Annotated in this window: 14 protein-coding genes; 7 read left to right on the top strand and 7 right to left on the bottom strand. The window is 73.5% G+C overall.

Annotated features, from left to right (window positions below; genetic code table 11):
* Nucleotides 1-59: 59 nt before the first annotated feature.
* The 3 genes from IAG43_RS20510 to IAG43_RS20500 are packed head-to-tail and all read left to right on the top strand — an operon-like array spanning nt 60 to nt 3,642.
* Nucleotides 60-584 (top strand): PadR family transcriptional regulator, encoded by a 525-nt coding sequence (locus IAG43_RS20510; protein WP_187742159.1) that lies wholly within the window; start codon nt 60-62, stop codon nt 582-584.
* Nucleotides 581-1,267, top strand: a complete 687-nt coding sequence (locus IAG43_RS20505) for an ABC transporter ATP-binding protein (RefSeq protein ID WP_187742158.1) — start codon at nt 581-583, stop codon at nt 1,265-1,267. The genes IAG43_RS20510 and IAG43_RS20505 overlap by 4 nt, the downstream gene beginning before the upstream one ends.
* Before the next feature lie 5 nt (nt 1,268-1,272).
* Nucleotides 1,273-3,642 carry an ABC transporter permease gene (locus IAG43_RS20500; protein ID WP_187744558.1) on the top strand — a complete coding sequence of 790 codons (2,370 nt, stop codon included), beginning with the start codon at nt 1,273-1,275 and terminating at the stop codon, nt 3,640-3,642.
* A gap of 115 nt (nt 3,643-3,757) precedes the next feature.
* On the opposite strand, the gene IAG43_RS20495 is transcribed toward IAG43_RS20500, so the two are convergent.
* On the bottom strand, nt 3,758-4,699 hold the full coding sequence (locus IAG43_RS20495; protein WP_187742157.1) for a hydrogen peroxide-inducible genes activator: 942 nt from the start codon (nt 4,697-4,699) through the stop codon (nt 3,758-3,760).
* Between the two features lie 132 nt (nt 4,700-4,831).
* On the opposite strand from IAG43_RS20495, the gene IAG43_RS20490 reads away from it, so the two are divergent.
* Together IAG43_RS20490 and IAG43_RS20485 are read left to right on the top strand one after the other, a co-directional pair.
* Nucleotides 4,832-5,386 carry a peroxiredoxin gene (locus IAG43_RS20490; protein ID WP_147987938.1) on the top strand — a complete coding sequence of 185 codons (555 nt, stop codon included), beginning with the start codon at nt 4,832-4,834 and terminating at the stop codon, nt 5,384-5,386.
* A gap of 3 nt (nt 5,387-5,389) precedes the next feature.
* Nucleotides 5,390-5,923 carry an alkyl hydroperoxide reductase gene (locus IAG43_RS20485; protein ID WP_187742156.1) on the top strand — a complete coding sequence of 178 codons (534 nt, stop codon included), beginning with the start codon at nt 5,390-5,392 and terminating at the stop codon, nt 5,921-5,923.
* Nucleotides 5,924-6,009: 86 nt separating this feature from the next.
* Here the strand turns inward: IAG43_RS20485 and IAG43_RS20480 are convergent, their stop codons facing one another.
* The 6 genes from IAG43_RS20480 to IAG43_RS20455 all read right to left on the bottom strand — a co-directional run bounded on the left by IAG43_RS20480 (nt 6,010) and on the right by IAG43_RS20455 (nt 14,300).
* The gene (locus IAG43_RS20480) at nt 6,010-6,759 is read right to left on the bottom strand and encodes a hypothetical protein (RefSeq protein WP_187742155.1); all 750 of its coding nucleotides are present in this window, start codon (nt 6,757-6,759) and stop codon (nt 6,010-6,012) included.
* Nucleotides 6,756-8,093, bottom strand: coding sequence for an AI-2E family transporter (locus IAG43_RS20475; RefSeq protein ID WP_187742154.1), 1,338 nt, complete (start codon nt 8,091-8,093; stop codon nt 6,756-6,758). Before IAG43_RS20475 ends, IAG43_RS20480 begins: the two co-directional genes overlap by 4 nt.
* A gap of 167 nt (nt 8,094-8,260) precedes the next feature.
* Complete coding sequence (locus IAG43_RS20470) at nt 8,261-8,950, bottom strand: aggregation-promoting factor C-terminal-like domain-containing protein (RefSeq protein WP_187742153.1); 690 nt, start codon at nt 8,948-8,950, stop codon at nt 8,261-8,263.
* 432 nt (nt 8,951-9,382) lie between these two features.
* Entirely contained in the window at nt 9,383-10,705 is a 1,323-nt protein-coding gene (gene phoH2 / locus IAG43_RS20465; protein ID WP_187742152.1) for an RNA 5'-3' helicase PhoH2, read from the bottom strand.
* Nucleotides 10,706-11,146: 441 nt separating this feature from the next.
* On the bottom strand, nt 11,147-13,051 hold the full coding sequence (locus IAG43_RS20460; RefSeq protein WP_246574460.1) for a serine/threonine-protein kinase: 1,905 nt from the start codon (nt 13,049-13,051) through the stop codon (nt 11,147-11,149).
* A 487-nt stretch (nt 13,052-13,538) separates the two neighbouring features.
* Nucleotides 13,539-14,300, bottom strand: a complete 762-nt coding sequence (locus tag IAG43_RS20455; protein WP_187742151.1) for an isoprenyl transferase — start codon at nt 14,298-14,300, stop codon at nt 13,539-13,541.
* 107 nt (nt 14,301-14,407) lie between these two features.
* Between IAG43_RS20455 and mgrA the strand changes: the two genes are divergently transcribed.
* Nucleotides 14,408-15,445, top strand: a complete 1,038-nt coding sequence (mgrA, locus tag IAG43_RS20450; RefSeq protein WP_187742150.1) for an L-glyceraldehyde 3-phosphate reductase — start codon at nt 14,408-14,410, stop codon at nt 15,443-15,445.
* A gap of 547 nt (nt 15,446-15,992) precedes the next feature.
* Nucleotides 15,993-17,171, top strand: coding sequence for a winged helix DNA-binding domain-containing protein (locus IAG43_RS20445; protein ID WP_187742149.1), 1,179 nt, complete (start codon nt 15,993-15,995; stop codon nt 17,169-17,171).
* The last annotated feature ends 31 nt before the right edge of the window (nt 17,172-17,202 follow it).

Here is a 17,202-nt window from a genome sequence, read left to right as displayed (position 1 = left end):
CGGACGGCGGCCCCCACCCTCTATACATCGCGCGTATACACCCGATGTACAGTGACGCCATGTCCATCGGTCACACTCTCCTCGGCCTCCTCGAATCCGGCCCCCGGCACGGCTACGACCTCAAGCGCGCCTTCGACGAGCGCTTCGGGCAGGACCGGCCGCTGCACTACGGACAGGTGTACTCCACCATGTCCCGGCTCCTGAAGAACGGCCTCGTCGAGGTCGACGGAGTGGAGGCGGGCGGCGGTCCCGAACGCAAGCGGTACGCCATCACCGAGGCGGGGATCACCGATGTGTCCCGGTGGCTCGCCGAACCGGAGAAGCCCGAGCCGTACCTCCAGTCCACCCTCTACACCAAGGTCGTCCTCGCCCTGCTCACCGGGCGCAGCGCGGCCGGGCTGCTCGACACCCAGCGGGCCGAGCATCTGCGGCTGATGCGGATCCTCACCGACCGCAAGCGCCGCGGCGACCTCGCGGACCAGCTCATCTGCGACCACGCGCTCTTCCACCTCGAAGCGGACCTGCGCTGGCTGGAACTGACCGCCGCGCGACTGGACCGCCTCGCCGCAGAGGTGCGCGCGTGATCCCCGAGGGTTCCCTGCTGGCCGCCGAGGACCTGCACAAGTCGTTCGGCTCCACCCCCGCCCTCACCGGCGCCTCGTTCTCCGTGCACGCCGGCGAGGTCGTCGCCGTCATGGGGCCGTCGGGCTCCGGGAAGTCGACCCTGCTGCACTGCCTGGCCGGGATCGTGGCGCCGGACACGGGCTCCGTCCGCTACGACGGGCGCGACCTGGCCGGCCTGGGCGACGACGGCCGCAGCGCGCTGCGGCGCACCGACTTCGGGTTCGTCTTCCAGTTCGGCCGCCTGGTCCCGGAGCTGACCTGCGTGGAGAACGTGGCCCTGCCGCTGCGGCTCGGCGGGGCCCGGCGCAAGGAGGCCGAGAAGACGGCCGGCGAGTGGCTGGAACGCCTGGAGACCGGCGAGCTGGCCCGCAAGCGGCCCGGGGAGATCTCCGGCGGCCAGGGCCAGCGGGTCGCGGTCGCCCGGGCGCTGGTCACCTCGCCGCGGGTGCTCTTCGCCGACGAGCCGACCGGCGCACTGGACTCCCTCAACGGCGAGCGGGTGATGGAGCTGCTGACCGCGGCGGCGCGCGAACGGAACACCGCGGTCGTGCTGGTCACCCACGAGGCACGGGTCGCCGCCTGGTCCGACCGCGAGGTCGTCGTACGCGACGGCCGCACCCGCGACCCGGAGTTCTCCCGGTGAGGCGGCTGCTCCACGAACTCGCCCTCGGCGCCCGGTTCGCGCTCGGCGGCGGACGCGAGGGACTGACCCGTACCGCGCTGACCGCCCTCGGCACCGGCCTCGGTGTCGCGCTGCTGCTCCTCGCCGCCTCCGTCCCGCACATCATGGCGGCCCGGGAGGCCCGGGAGGCGGCGCGGACGGCCTCCGACTGGTACAGCACGGAGCCCGTGCAGCGCTCGGACCGGACCGTGGTCCATCTGGAGACCGGCACCGAGTACCGGGGCGACCCCGTCGCCGGGGAGCTGCTGCGCGCCGACGGCCGCCGCCCGGTGCTGCCGCCGGGCCTGGAACGGATGCCCGCCGAGGGCGAGATGTTCGTCTCCCCCGCACTCGGCGAGCTGCTCGCGTCCGACGGCGGCGCGCTGCTGAAGGAACGTCTCGGCGCCCGGGTGGCGGGCACGATCGGCGACGAGGGCCTGCACGACCCCGGCGATCTGCGCTACTACGCCGGCAGTGACACCCTGACGACGGCCAACGGCGGCTCCCGGACGGCCGGTTACGGCACGGGCCGGCCGCACGACCCGGTCGACGCCCCGCTCCTCGTGCTGATCGTGCTGATCTGCGTGGTGCTGCTGGTCCCGGTGGCCGTCTTCCTCGCGACCGCGGCGCGCTTCGGCGGCGAGCGCCGCGACCAGCGGCTCGCGGCGCTGCGCCTGACCGGCGCCGACGTCCGCGCCACCCGCCGGATCGCGGCCGGGGAGGCGCTGCTCGGCTCGCTGCTCGGGCTGGCCGTGGGCGCCGGGGTGTTCGCGGTGAGCCGGCTGTTCGCCGGTTCGGTGCGGCTGTGGGACCTGGGGGCCTTCCCGCACGACGTGGTCCCGGCGCCGTGGGCGGGCGCCCTGGTGCTGGCCGCCGTGCCGCTGTGCGCGGTGGTGACGACGCTGGTCGCCATGCGCGCGGTGACGGTCGAACCGCTGGGCGTCGTCCGGGAGACCGCGCCGGTCCGGCGGCGGCTGTGGTGGCGGCTGGCGATGCCCCTCGCGGGCGTCGGGGTGCTGCTGGCGATCGGCCGGGTGACGCCCGGCGGGGCGGTGGACACCTTCCCCGTCGCGGCGGGCGCCATCCTGGTGCTGCTGGGTCTCTCCACGCTGCTGCCCTGGCTGGTCGACGCCGTCGTGCGGCGGCTCGGCGGCGCCGGTCCGCTGCCGTGGCAGCTCGCCGTGCGGCGGCTCCAGCTCGGCGGCGGCGCGGCGGCGCGGGCGGTGAGCGGCATCACGGTCGCGGTCGCCGGGGCGATCGCGCTCCAGATGCTCTTCGCGGGCATGCACGCCGACTTCGCCCGGCTGATCTCCCACTCGTCCTGGGCGGGGCGGATGAGCGTCCTGGCCGAGTACGCGGCCCCGGACCTCGCGCCGGAGGCGGAGAAGGCGTTCCGCGCCACGCCGGGGGTCCGGGACGCCACCGCCGTGATCGAGGCGAGCGCCGTCGGCACCGGCCCGGTCACCGGGGACGAGTCCCGGCCGATGACCTCGCTCGTGGTGGCCTCCTGCCCGACCCTGCGGCGCCTCGCGGAGATCTCCGACTGCTCGGAGGGCGACGCCTTCGTGGTGCACCGGCGCGGCGACGCCGAGCTGAACCGGTGGATCGACCGCACCGCCCGCAAGGGCCGGCCGGTCGATCTGAACAACCCCTTCGAACGGGACCGGGAGACCGGTCCGCTGCTGTGGACGCTGCCCGCAGGCAGCCCGACCGTACCGGCCCGGCCGGACGCGGGCGGCGAGGAGCTCTTCGGCATCTTCGCGACGCCCGGGGCGCTCTCCCGGGCCGACGCGGGGGGCGCCGGGGCTCCGGTGGACCCGGCCGAGCTGCCGGGCGCGCGGACCATCGCGCAGGTGCACCTCGACGAGGGGGTCCCGGACGCGGCCGAGCACGTCCGCAACACGGCGGCCCGGCTGAGCCCGCTGCTCGCCGTGCGCGAGGCCGCCGACGCGGTCCGGGACCAGCGGTACGCGAGTGTGCAGAAGGGTCTGCTGGCCGGGGCCTCGGGGACGCTGGCGCTGATCGCCGCGTCCCTGGTGGTGGCGCAGATCGAGCAGTTGCGGGAGCGGCGCCGGCTGCTGTCGGTGCTGGTGGCCTTCGGGACGCGCCGCGCCACGCTGGCCTGGTCGGTGCTGTGGCAGACCGCCCTGCCGGTGGCGCTGGGCATGGTGGTGGCGACCGCGGGCGGTCTGGCCCTGGGCGCGGTGATGCTGCGGATGACCGGCAAGGCGGTGTCCGACTGGTGGGTGTTCGTGCCGCTGGCGGGGGCGGGTGCGGGCGTGGTCGCCGGGGTGACGCTGCTGTCGCTGCCGGCCCTGTGGCGGCTGATGCGGGCGGACGGCCTGCGGACGGAGTAGCCCGCGTGCTCGCCGCGGGGGCGGGCACCAGGGGGCCGGTCGCGACGGGCTCCGGGGTCACCCCCGGTCCGCCGGTCCGCCCCGGGTGCCGTCGCCCAGGTCCGCCCCGGTCCCGTCAGTCCGCCACCCGTACCGGCAGCTCCCGCATCGCCTCCCGCAGGGCCACCGCGAACTCGGCGAACTCCTCGGCCCGCGCCGTGCCCGCCCGCATCGCCAGCGCGATCCGGCGGCACGGCGCGGGCGCGGCGAAGCGCGCGGTGCCCAGCCCGCCCCGGCCCGCCTCCACGTCCACCGCCGTGCGCGGCAGCAGGGTCACGCCCATGCCCCCGGCCACGAGCTGCACCAGGGTGGCGAGCCCGGCCGCGGTGGTGGTGACCGGCGCCCCGTCCTCGCGCCCGGCCTCACGGCACACGTCGAGCGCCTGGTCGCGCAGGCAGTGGCCCTCGTCGAGGAGGAGCAGCGGCAGCTCGCGCAGGGCCTCGCGCGGCAGGTCGTCCCGGCCCCCGAGGTCGTGACCCTCGGGGGTGACCAGCACGAAGTCCTCGTCGAAGAGGGGCAGTTCGGTGACGCCCGGCACTCCGAGCGGCACCGCGAGCAGCAGCAGGTCCAAGCGCCCGGCGGTGAGCCCTTCGAGCAGCGAGGAGGTCTGCTCCTCGTGGACCTGGAGGTCGAGCTCCGGGTAGCGCCGGTGGACGAGGCGCAGCACGGTCGGCAGCAGGTAGGGCGCGACGGTGGGGATCACCCCGAGGCGCAGGACGCCGGTGAAAGGGGCGCGCACCGCCTCGGCCTCCTCCAGCAGCAGCCCGACGGCGTCGAGGACGGCCTTGGCGCGCACGGCGATTCGCTCGCCGGCCGGGGAGAGCAGCACTCTGCGTGTCGTACGCTCCAGCAGCTGGGCACCGAGTGCCTCCTCCAGCGCGGAGACCGCGCCGGAGAGCGCGGGCTGACTCATCCCGATTGCCGCCGCTGCGTCCCTGAAGTGCAGATGCTCCGCCACGGCCGTGAAGGCGCGCAGCTGTGCGATGCTCGGCTGTTTGCCCCTGTTTTGCCCACCCACTGATAACCACCTCCGATCGCGATGACCGAGTCTAGCTATTTCCGCGATCAATGCACTCTGTGCCACTATCAAGATCCGTCCAACCCGCATGGAAGACCTCAAAAGGGACCTTCCTGTATGCAAGGAGAGCGCGTGCTCACTGTCGGTGACAAGTTCCCCACCTTCGAGCTCACCGCCTGCGTCTCGCTGGAGACCGGCAAGGAGTTCGAGACCATCGACCACAAGTCCTACGAGGGCAAGTGGAAGGTCGTCTTCGCGTGGCCCAAGGACTTCACCTTCGTCTGCCCGACCGAGATCGCCGCGTTCGGCAAGCTGAACGACGAGTTCGCCGACCGCGACGCGCAGATCCTGGGCTTCTCCGGCGACTCCGAGTTCGTCCACCACGCCTGGCGCAAGGACCACGCCGACCTGCGTGACCTGCCCTTCCCGATGATGGCCGACTCCAAGCACGAGCTGATGCGCGACCTCGGCATCGAGGGCGAGGACGGCTTCGCGCAGCGCGCCGTCTTCATCGTCGACCCGAACAACGAGATCCAGTTCACGATGGTGACCGCCGGTTCCGTGGGCCGTAACCCCAAGGAGGTCCTGCGGGTCCTCGACGCCCTGCAGACCGACGAGCTGTGCCCCTGCAACTGGAACAAGGGCGAGAACACCCTGGACCCGGTCGCGCTGCTGGCCGGTGAGTGACCCATGGCCCTCGACGAACTCAAGGCCGCCGTACCGGACTACGCGAAGGACCTGCGGCTGAACCTCGGTTCGGTCATCGGCAACAGCGACCTGCCGCAGCAGCAGCTGTGGGGCACCGTGCTGGCCTGCGCGATCGCCTCGCGCTCGCCGAAGGTGCTGCGCGAGCTGGAGCCGGAGGCGAAGGCGAACCTCAAGCCGGAGGCGTACACCGCCGCCAAGTCCGCCGCCGCGGTCATGGCGATGAACAACGTCTTCTACCGGACCCGGCACCTGCTGTCCGACCCCGAGTACGGCACGCTCCGCGCTGGTCTGCGGATGAACGTGATCGGCAACCCGGGCGTCGAGAAGGTCGACTTCGAGCTGTGGTCGCTCGCCGTCTCCGCGATCAACGGCTGCGGCCAGTGCCTCGACTCGCACGAGCAGGTGCTCCGCAAGGCCGGCGTGGACCGCGAGACGATCCAGGAGGCGTTCAAGATCGCCGCGGTGATCCAGGCCGTGGGCACGACGCTGGACGCGGAAGCCGTGATGGCCGAGTAGCCGTCCGCCCCGCGCGCGTACGACGGGCCCCGCCCGGCCGACAGGCCGGGGCGGGGCCCGTCGTGCGTGCACGCGTTCCCCGCGGATCAGCTCCGGAGCCGCCGCATCAGCTCCTTGAGGTCCTCCATCAGCAGCGGCTCGATGTCGGACTCCGAGCCGATCTGCTCGCCGGTGTCGGGGTCCGTCCCGCCCGACCACCAGAGCGAGAACGTGGCCTGGCCGTCGAGCACTTCGATGACGGCGCCGTCACCCATCTGCTCGAACACGTAGGCCCGCTCGCCCAGCCCGGACAGCCGCCGGGGCTCGTGGACGCTCTCCAGCCCCTCGTTGCGCGACATGACCACCCCGTCGAACTCCGGCCCCGGGTCGGTCTTCCGGTGGAGGGTGTAGGTGATGTCGACGTTCGGCAGGGACCAGATCTCGTCGCCCTCCTCGTCGGTGTCCGGCTCGTACCCGATGGGCTCCAGGTAGACGGAGCAGTACGCGTAGTCCAGGGACTCGTGACTGCTCTCCTGGTGGGACCGCTCGTCCTCGCGGGGACGGCCCAGCGCGGCGGAGGCGCCCTTCAGTTCCGCCTCGGCGCACAGGTTCTCCGTCGCCCGGTAGCCGCCGAGGTCCGGGCCCAGCGCCGAGTACCCGTACAGCCCGCCGGCCCACAGCACGGACGCGACGGCCGCCCCGCCGGCCGCCCAGAGCCAGGGCCTCGCCGGCCGGGGCGCGGCCTCGGGGTCCGGGCCGCCGCCGACGGCGTCCGGCGGTGGCGGGACGGCCACGGTGCGGCCGCTGCCGGGCGCGTCGAACGGGTCGCCGCCCACCAGTTCCGGCTCGGAGATCACGGCGCCGCCTCCGGCTCCGGCTCCGTTCCCGCGGACGCCGCGGGCGGCGGCACGGGGGCGGTGTCGAGCGCGGTCGCGCCGTGGGGCTCCGGGAGCCGGCGCAGCGCCTGCTCCTGACTGTAGGCCCGCAGATAGCCGACGACGGTGTTGGTGACGGCCACCAGCGGCACCGCGACCACCGCTCCCCCGATACCGGCGATGAGCCCGCCGGCGGCGACGGAGAGCACGACCGCGAGCGGGTGCACCCGCACCGCGCGGCCGAGGATGAACGGCTGGAGCACATGGCCCTCGATCTGCTGCACCGCGAGGACGACGATCAGCACCATCAGGGCCGTGAACACGCCCTGGGTGACCAGGCCGACGACGACGGCGAGCGCTCCCGAGATCACCGCGCCGACCAGCGGGATGAAGGCGAAGAGGAAGATGAACACCGCCAGCGGCACGGCCATCGGCACGTCGAGGAACCAGATGCCGAGGCCGATGAAGATCGCGTCGATGAGGGCGACGAGCACGGTGCCGCGCACATAGGCCGTCAGCGTGCGCCAGGCGCGCGGACCGGCGCCCGCCACGCCGTCCCGCGCCTGCGCGGGGACCAGCCTGAGCGTCCACTGCCAGATGCGCTTCCCGTCGTGCAGCAGGAAGAGCGTCGAGAACATCGCCAGCAGTATGCCGGTGAGGACCTCGACCATCACCGTGACGCCCTGGAGGCCGGCGGAGGTGATCTCCTCGGTGTTGGTGCCGATGGTCTCGCTCAGGTTCTCGGCGATGTCGTTGATCTGACTCTCGGTCACATGGAACGGGCTGTCCAGCAGCCAGCGCTTGAGCTCCTCGATGCCGTCGCGGACCCGGTCCGAGAGGTTGTCGAGGTTCTCCATGACCTGCCACACGACGAACCAGCCGACGAGCCCCATGATCACGAAGCCCAGGATCGCCGTCACGGCGGTGGCGAGCCCGCGCGGCAGCCCGAACCGGCGCAGCCGGGCGACGGTGGGCTGGAGCATCGCGGTGACGAGCAGCGCGGCGACGAACGCCAGCACCACCAGCTGCACGGCGCTGATGACCCGCATCAGCACCCAGAGCGTGCCCGCGAGGACGAGGAGCCGCCAGCCGGCCTCGGCGGCGACCCGGATGCCCCACGGGATCGCGGCGACCGGGTCGGGCTTGGCTGCGATCGCGGGAGCGTAGTCCGGCGGCGGCGGCACGCTCTCCGCGGCCGGACTCTCACCGGGCAGCGCCTCGCCGGCCGCGGCCTCCTTGCGCCGTTCGTCCAGCTGTTCTCCCATCCGGGTCAGCCCGGCGCCCACGCGCCCGAGCCATCCTGGAACCTTCGACATGACGCTCCCCTTTTTCCCACCGCTCTGCCCCTGCGCCCCTCTAGGGCGCGGGCGGCGCCCCCGCTGGGAACAACCGGCCCTCGACGGTACACGCATACACGCGCCGAGCCCCCCACCCGAGGAGGGTGGGGGGCTCGGCGACGTCGGACGAGAGCCGGATACCGGTTCTAGTACCAGTGGTTGGCCTGCCAGAAGGACCAGGCGCCGCAGGGGCTGCCGTAGCGGCTGTCCATGTAGTTGAGGCCCCACTTGATCTGGGTGGCCGGGTTGGTCTGCCAGTCGGCGCCGGCCGAGGCCATCTTGGAGCCCGGCAGCGCCTGCACGAGACCGTACGCGCCCGAAGACGGGTTCTGCGCCCGGTAGTTCCAGGTGGACTCGTGGTTCACGATGTTGCTGAAGCACTGGAACTGGTCGGCCGGCACCATCTGGCGCGCCATGGCCTTGACCTCGGCGACGGTGTAGGAAGCCTGGGCCGCGAAGCTGGACGCGGAGCGCACCGCGTCGCGGTTGGCCCGCTCCTTCTCCTCGCGCTCGCGCTCCGCCTTCTCGACGGCGGCGGCCTTCTTGGCCTCCGCGGTCTTCGCGGCCGCCAGGCGGGCCGACTCCTCGGCGGACTTCTTCGCCGTCGCGTCGGCAGCGGCCGCCTGGGCGTCCGCCTGCTGCGAGAGGGACGAGACCTGCACCTGGGCCTGCTCGCCCAGGGGGATGTCCGCGAGGAGCGTCGTGTCGGCCGCCGCGGCTTCGAGGTTGTCCCCCGCAGGCGGCGTGTTGCCCGACGCGACGCCGACGACGGCGCCGACGGTGGTGACCGCAGTCGCCGAGGCGACAGCGAATCCCCGGACCGAGATCCGGCTCACACGGTTTCCTTCCAGCAACGCCCGCACAGGTGACCTCGCGGGCGCAATCGTGCCCCTGGCGCTGGCCTCCTACTGCACGGGTCACTGGAGGCGCGGGCCCGGTGGGCAACTCCGTTGAGGAGTTGCCGCATTGTGCTCGCGGGCGGCATGCGGCGGCAAGTCTTGAGTTGTGTCTGTTGCTGTGCACCGTTTCCGGTACGGGTGTGCCGCATGCGGGGCCTGACGGAAGCAAGACTCTGCCCGACGCCGACGCCGCAAGGCAATTATCCGCTGCGTGGGAAAGCTCACACCCGGTTTGCGGCACGGGTTTTGAAGGAAACGGCACCCAGCGCGACGCCGCCCGGCTACGCTTCTGCGCTCTGCCGGGCGGCGTCAACTCGTCTGTCCTGTTTGCCGGAACAGTCCCCGTCTCCCACCTGGGGACTTGTCCGTCTAAATGTGTCCGTCCTCCAGCATTTCGGTCACCAGTGCGGCGATCTGCGAGCGCTCCGAACGGGTGAGCGTGACGTGCGCGAAGAGCGGATGCCCCTTCAGTTTCTCGACCACCGCGACGACTCCGTCGTACCGGCCGACGCGCAGATTGTCCCGCTGTGCCACGTCGTGGGTGAGGACGACCCGGGAATTCGCCCCGACCCGGGACAGAACGGTCAGCAGGACGTTCCGTTCCAGCGACTGCGCCTCGTCGACGATGACGAAGGCGTCGTGCAGCGAGCGGCCCCGGATGTGGGTGAGCGGCAGGACCTCCAGCATGCCGCGCCCGAGCACCTCCTCGATCACCTCGCGGCCGGCGACGGCCGACAGCGTGTCGAAGACCGCCTGCGCCCAGGGGCTCATCTTCTCGGCCTCGGTGCCCGGCAGATAGCCGAGCTCCTGGCCGCCCACCGCGTACAGCGGCCGGAAGACCATCACCTTCTGGTGCTGGCGTCGCTCCAGCACCGCCTCCAGGCCCGCGCAGAGCGCCAGCGCCGACTTGCCGGTGCCGGCCCGGCCGCCGAGGGAGACGATCCCCACCTCCTGGTCGAGCAGGAGGTCGAGGGCGATCCGCTGCTCGGCGCTGCGGCCGTGGATCCCGAACGCCTCCCGGTCGCCCCGCACCAGGCGCACGTTGCCCTCGGCCGTCACCCGTCCCAGCGCCTTGCCGCGCTCGGACTGGATCACCAGGCCGGTGTGCACGGGCAGCTCGGCCGCCTCGGGCACGTACAGCGTCTCCTCGCCGTAGAGCAGGTCCACCTGTTCGGCGGAGAGCGCCACCTCGGACATGCCCGTCCAGCCGGCGTCGGTGATGGCCAGTTCCGCGCGGTACTCCTCGGCCAGCAGGCCCACCGACGACGCCTTGATGCGCAGCGGCAGGTCCTTGGAGACGACCGTGACGTCGTACCCCTCGGCCTGGAGGTTGCGCGCCACGGCGAGGATCCGTGAGTCGTTGTCACCGAGCCGGAACCCCGCGGGAAGCACGCCGGGATCGGAGTGGTTCAGCTCGACGCGCAGGGTGCCGCCGAGATCCCCGATCGGCAGGGGCGCGTCGAGACGGCCGAACCGGATGCGGAAGTCGTCCAGCAGGCGCAGTGCCTGCCGGGCGAAGTACCCCAGCTCCGGATGGTGTCTCTTGGCCTCCAGCTCCGTGATCACCACGATCGGGAGCACGACCTCGTGCTCGTCGAAGCGGCTCATGGCGTGCGGATCGGCCAGCAGGACGCTGGTGTCGAGAACGTAGGTGCGCCGGTCGGGCATGCGGCGCTTAGTGCTGTTCACCACGGAAGGACGTACCCCCTCGGACGAGGTCGGGGCGCGGCGCCGTGAGACGGCGACGCGGACCAGGAGTCCATCCGCCGGAGCGGAGGACGGGCCGGGTTCGGGCCCGATGCACGGGCCGAACGCCGGCCCTTCGCGTGGTCCGCGACCTGGCCGTACGGGCCGGATCCGCAGTCCTTCGTGTGCAAAGGGCCTCCCGGGCGAGCGGTGTCGGCCGCTCGCTGAGATACGACGTCCGTGGATCGGACGTCGACCTGGTGGCTGTATTCCCTCGAACGGCTTCGGCCATGCCGGAGCGCGGATGCTCACCGGGTGAACATGCGGTGACACCCCGCCCGGCGGCCGGGGCGGGCGGCCGCCGGGCGGGGTGCCGGGCGGTCGCGGGCGCGGGCGGCCGCTGCCTCCGGACCGGCGCCGGACCCCGTCGGACCCCGTCCGCCCCCGTCAGACTGCCGTCCAGCGCTGCGAGGCGGAGCCGTCGCAGGTCTCGGTGACGACATTGGTGCCGCTGAGCCCGCTGAGGTCGAGACAGCCGCCGGTGCGCACGCTCCGGATCGAACCGTTCGCCCCCGACTGCCACTGGTGGTCGGTGCCGCTTCCGCAGGCGAAGGAGAGGACCTGGTGCCCGAGGGTGTTCGCGTCCATGCAGTCGCCGTCGCGGCCGTTGACGATGCGGAAGGTCCCGCCGGAGACGGTCCGGAACGACCAGGTGGCGCTCGTGCCCGAGCACGCGCCGTCATGGGGGCTGCTGCCCGCGCCGTGGGTGACGCACTTCCCGTTCTCGCCGTTCTTCAGCATGAAGGCCGACGGGGCCGGCGCGCCCCCGCCGCCGCCCCCGTCACCCGCGCCCCCGGGGGAGGAGCCGCCCGAGGCGCTGCCGCCGGAGGCCGCTGCCCCGGACGGTGCCGTGCCGCCGCCCGACCCTCCCGAGCCCCCGGACGCCCCCGCGCCCGCCGAGCCCCCGTCACCCACCCCTCCGGGAGTACCGGAACCGGCGCCGCCGGCTCCCTTGCCGCCGTCCCTCTCCCCGTCCTTCTCCCCCGCGCCGGCTCCGTCCGGTCCCGCGGACGCCGAGGCGGAGGCCGAGGCGCTCCGGCTCGCGCTCGGCGTCGCCGTCGACGACGGCCCCGAGGAGGCGGCCCCTCCGTCGGGTGCCCCGCCGGCGGGGGACGACGAGACCGGCGGCAGCGCCCCCTTGTCCGGCCCGTCGAACGCGTAGGGCAGGAGCTGGAACGAGAGCGTGGCGCCCGTCACCACGACCGGGATAACGACGGCCAGCACCCTGCGGCGCCGCCTCCGTTCCTCCGGCCGCTTCCGGGCGCCGGTGCCGGTGCCGGTGCCGTCGCCGGGTTCGACGACGGGTTCGACGACGGGTTCGACGACGGCGTCCCGCGGCACGGGAAGGTCCGCCGCGTCCACGACCCGCCCGGCGAAGGCGGCCCTCCTGGCGAGCGGGGCTTCGACGGCGGCCGGCCACGGCACGGGCCCCGGCGGCAGGTGCCGTTCGGCGGCGGCCACCAGTTCGGACGCGGACGGGCGGCCCTCGGGGTCCTTGTCCAGGCAGGCGGCGACGGTGTCCGCCAGGGCCGGGTCGACCGCGCGCAGCGCGTCCAGGTCGGGGGCCTCGTGCACGATCCGGTACAGCACGCCGTGCCCGGACTCGTCCCCGAACGGGGGCCTGCCGCTCGCCGCGTACGCGAGCACCGAGCCGAGCGCGAAGACGTCCACGGCACCGGTGGCGCCGCGCTGCCCCGACGCCTGCTCGGGGGACATGTACGCCGGGGTGCCGACGACCATGCCCGTCCGGGTGACCTGGCTCTGGTCCGCGGCACGCGCCACACCGAAGTCGATGAGGGTGACGCCGGCGGGCGTCAGCATCACGTTGGACGGCTTCACGTCCCGGTGCACCATGTCCAGCGCGTGCACGTCGGCCAGACAGGAGGCCGCCTCCCTCAGCAGGCGCCACAGGGCGTCGGCGGGCAGCGGCCCGCCGTTCGCGCCGAGCGCCTGGTTCAGCGTCAGACCGGGCACGTAGGCGGTCGCGAACCACGGGGGCGAGGCCGTCCGGTCGCCGGCGAGCAGCGGGGCGGTCGCGGACTCCGGCAGGCGCGCGATGTTGTCGAGCTCCTGCCCGAAGCGGCGCAGGAAGTCCTGGTCCTCGGCGACGATCGACGCGAGGAGCTGCTTGACCGCGACGTAGCGGCCCTCGTGCACCCCGAGGTACACCCGGCCCATGCCGCCGGCCCCGAGCCGCCCGATCAGCGGGACGGGACCGATCCGGCGGGGATCGGCCTCCTCCAGCCCGGTCGCGCCACTGCCCGTCAGGTCGATCCCCACACGCCCGTCCACGCTCTCCCGCTCTCCCCGTCTCCACCGCGACGTGCCGCGTCCGGCCGCGCGCTCTTCCCGGAACCACGGCCGGCGCCGCAGCCGGCCACCGCAGCCGGCCGCCACGGCGACAGCTTCGGCCCACGGCCTCGGATCATGACCACCGCGACGACCACGACCATGTCCCGGACCCACAGCGACGGGCGGAACCCTCCCCGCGGTTCCCTTGGTAACCCGCGGTTACAGGATCGGCAAGAGGGTGCCCGGAGCTGCTGCCGTGCGAGGGGACATGAGCGTCGGCGCGGGGGGCGCACGGGCGCCGCCCGCGCGCGTGTCGCCTCAACCACCGTACACACAGGGCCGGTTGAGTCGCAGGGCGGCCGAATGCCGCCCGCCCGGGATGCGCTGGGGCCGTGGACGCGGCGCGGCGGTGCGCGCAGGGGGTCCCGGCGGGGCGGGCGCCCGCGGAAAGCCCGGGGAACCGGCGGAAGAGGGGAGCGGGCGGAACTCAGGCGCCGTAGCGCCGGTGGCGGGCCGCGTAGTCGCGGAGCGCGCGCAGGAAGTCGACCTTCCTGAAGGCCGGCCAGAAGACTTCGCAGAAGTAGTACTCGGAGTGGGCGCTCTGCCAGAGCATGAAGCCGGAGAGCCGCTGCTCGCCGCTGGTGCGGATGACGAGGTCCGGGTCCGGCTGGCCGCGGGTGTAGAGGTGCTCGGAGATGTGCTCGACGTCGACGGTCTCGGCGAGCTCCTCGACGCTCGTCCCCTTCGCCGCGTGCTCCAGCAGCAGGGAGCGGACGGCGTCGGCGATCTCCTGGCGGCCGCCGTAGCCGACGGCGACGTTGACCAGTATCCCGTCGATGCCGTCGGTGGCCTGCTCGGCCTCCTTCAGCACGGTCTGCGTGTGGCCGGGCAGCAGGTCGAGCGTGCCGACGTGGTGCACCCGCCAGCGGCCGTCGGCCGCGAGGTTGCGGACGGTGTTCTCGATGATGGTGAGGAGCGGCTTGAGCTCCTCCTCCGGCCGGTCGAAGTTGTCCGTGGACAGCAGCCAGAGGGTGACGACCTCGACGTCGGTCTCGGCACACCAGCCGAGCAGCTCGGAGATCTTGTCCGCGCCCGCCTGGTGCCCCTGCGCGGCGGTGCCGCCGGACGCCTTGGCCCACCGGCGGTTGCCGTCGAGGATCACTCCGATGTGCTTCGGCACCTGGGCGTGGTCGAGGCGGCCCTCCACCCGGCGTGCGTAGAGCCCGTACACCAGGTCGCGCAGGTTCACTGTTGTTACACCCCTCGATACGGCTTTCCCCGAAGGCGCAACAGTACTGCGGCCCGGCCGCACGGGCCCAACCCGGTGTGTCACAAGTCCGTGATAGGGAGGGAAGCGTGACTGATTCCCTGCACTACCTGCCCGCGGACGACCGCTACGCAACCATGGAGTACCGCCGCAGCGGCCGGTCCGGGCTGCGCCTTCCCGCGATCTCGCTCGGCCTGTGGCACAACTTCGGCGACGACCGCTCGCTCGGCTCCCAGCGCGCGATCCTGCGCCGCGCGTTCGACCTGGGCGTGACCCACTTCGACCTGGCGAACAACTACGGCCCCCCGCCGGGCTCCGCCGAACTGAACTTCGGCAAGATCTTCGCCCAGGATTTCGCCCCGTACCGGGACGAGCTGGTCGTCTCGACCAAGGCGGGCTATCTGATGCACCCCGGCCCCTACGGCGAATGGGGTTCGCGGAAGTACCTGCTGTCCTCGCTGGACGCCAGCCTGCGGCGGATGGGCGTCGACTACGTCGACATCTTCTACTCGCACCGCTTCGACAAGGACACCCCGCTGGAGGAGACGATGGGCGCCCTCGCGTCCGCCGTGCAGCAGGGCAAGGCCCTGTACGTCGGCGTCTCCTCCTACACGGCCGAGCAGACCGCCGAGGCGGCCCGCCTGCTGAAGGAGATGGGCGTGCCCGCGCTCATCCACCAGCCCTCCTACTCGATGATCAACCGCTGGACGGAGGACGACGGCCTGCTCGACACGCTGGAGGCCGCGGGGATGGGCTGCATCTCCTTCGTGCCGTTGGCGCAGGGCCTGCTCACGGGCAAGTACCTGAAGGGCATCCCCGAGGGCTCGCGCGCCACCCAGGGCAAGTCCCTCGACCCGGGCCTGCTCTCCGACGACGTGGTGCGCCGGCTGAACGGGCTGAACGACATCGCGGCCGAGCGGGGCCAGTCCCTCGCCCAGATGGCGCTCTCCTGGGTGCTCCGCGATCCGCGCATGACCTCGGCGCTGATCGGCGCGTCGAGCGTGCGGCAGCTGGAGGAGAACGTGGCGGCGCTGGCGGCGCCGGCGCTGACGAAGGACGAGCTGGAGCGGATCGACACCTTCGCGGTCGACACCGAGGGCACGAACATCTGGGCCGGACGGGGCTGACCCGCCGGACGCGTCGAGCGGAGGCTGCGGGACGGAGCCGGGCCGCGGCGGAGGCGGCGAGCCGGGGGCCGTCCCGCCGGGCGGGGCGGCCGGGCGGCGGAGGGCAGAAAAACGGGCCGGTCCGTGGGGGGGATACGGACCGGCCCGAGGGGGGGTTTCCACCATAACCCTTCGTGAGCGATGTTGCGTGCCACGCCGTGCCACAACCGCGCGCCGTTTCTCGCGCGGGCGGCGCACGACGGCGCGCGAAGGCCCGCGGAACCGGGCTCCTGCGAGGCTCCACCGGCCCGCGGCCCCCGTTCCGCGCCTGCTCACGCGGGGCAGGGCGACGGCGCGGCGCGAGCCCGGGTAGTCCCCACGGGTGACCCGCCGGAACGGGAGCCGTATTGACGACCACACGACGTGACACCGGCCGCCCGGGCGGGACACGCCCCGTCCGGGCCCGCCGCAGTCCCCTGCGGCCCGGGCGCGTGCGGGCCTGGCTCGCCGTGCCCGCGGCCCGGCAATGAGGACGGGAACTGTCCTCATTGCTCTCTACGCTCGCCGTATGACGAACCGTGACGCACGCACCCCGTCCGGCGGAGTGACCTGGCGGGCCGCCGCCGCCCGCCGGATCGCCCGGCAGGGCCTCGACACCCCCGGAGGCTCACCCGCCGGGGTGGTCGGCGCGATGCTCGGCGCACACGCCCAGGTGATGTCCGCCGCCGAACTCTCCGTCGCACTGCGCACCGGCGGCGGTACGACCCGCGAGGACGTGCGGTCGGCGCTGTGGCAGGAGCGCTCCCTGGTGAAGACGTACGGTCCGCGCGGCACGGTCCATCTGCTGCCCGCCGCCGACCTGCCCCTGTGGACCGGCGCGCTCTCCGCCGTCCCGTCCGGGGCGCCGGGGATGCCGGAGGGCGTGCGGATGACCCCGGAGCAGACCGACGCGGTGATCGACGCGATCCGGGACGCGCTCGGCGGCGGCGAGGCGCTCACCGTCGACGAGCTCACGGACGCGATCACCGCCCGCACCGGGAGCTGGGCCGGGGACCGGGTGATGGAGGCGTTCCAGGACAAGTGGCCCCGCTGGCGGCAGGCGACCCACACGGCGGCGCACCGGGGCGTGCTCGCCTTCGGCCCGGTGCGCGGCCGGCGGGTGACCTACACGAGCCCGGACGTCACTCCCCTGGCGGGCCCTGCCGCGGTGACGGAGCTCCTGGCGCGCTATCTGCGCGCGTACGGCCCGTCCACACCGCAGTGGTTCGCCCGCTGGCTGGCCGCGCCGAGGACGTGGGCGGCCCGGTTGTTCGCGGAGCAGGCGGAGGCCGGCCTGATCACCGAGGTGACGTACGAGGACGGGGCCGCGTGGGTGGCGGCCGGCGACACCGCGTTCGACGAGGGCCCCGGCCACCGCGGGGTGCGGCTGCTCCCCTACTTCGACGCCTACGCGATCGCCGCGCAGCCGCGGGAACGCCTGTTCCCCGGGGCCGCGTGGGACCGCGCGCTGGGAAGGGGGCAGGCGGGCAACTACCCGGTCGTGCTGGTGGACGGCACCGTCGCGGGCGTCTGGCACCAGCGGCGCTCCGGCAGCAGGGTGACCGTGACCGTGGAGCCCGTCGGCCCGGCGCTCGACGCCCCGGCGGCCCGGCGCGAGCTGGCCGACCGGGCGGAACGGGTCGGCGAGGTGTTGCAGGCGCGGGCCGGGCTGGTCGTCGGCCCGGTGACGGTGGGGCCGCACGCGTAGCCGTCGACACCGGACGCGCAGGCGTACGGGC

The organism is Streptomyces genisteinicus, from assembly GCF_014489615.1.
Taxonomy (GTDB): domain Bacteria; phylum Actinomycetota; class Actinomycetes; order Streptomycetales; family Streptomycetaceae; genus Streptomyces; species Streptomyces genisteinicus.
The sequence above is the reverse complement of the archived record's forward strand: the minus strand, read 5'-3'. Positions and strand labels throughout refer to the sequence as shown.

Excerpts from the sequence above, each read along its gene's own strand:
- IAG43_RS20510 (WP_187742159.1), top strand. The coding sequence starts at position 60 with ATGTCCATCGGTCACACTCTCCTCGGCCTCCTCGAATCCGGCCCCCGG.
- IAG43_RS20475 (WP_187742154.1), bottom strand. The coding sequence starts at position 8,093 with ATGTCGAAGGTTCCAGGATGGCTCGGGCGCGTGGGCGCCGGGCTGACC.
- IAG43_RS20445 (WP_187742149.1), top strand. The coding sequence starts at position 15,993 with ATGACGAACCGTGACGCACGCACCCCGTCCGGCGGAGTGACCTGGCGG.
- IAG43_RS20485 (WP_187742156.1), top strand. The coding sequence starts at position 5,390 with ATGGCCCTCGACGAACTCAAGGCCGCCGTACCGGACTACGCGAAGGAC.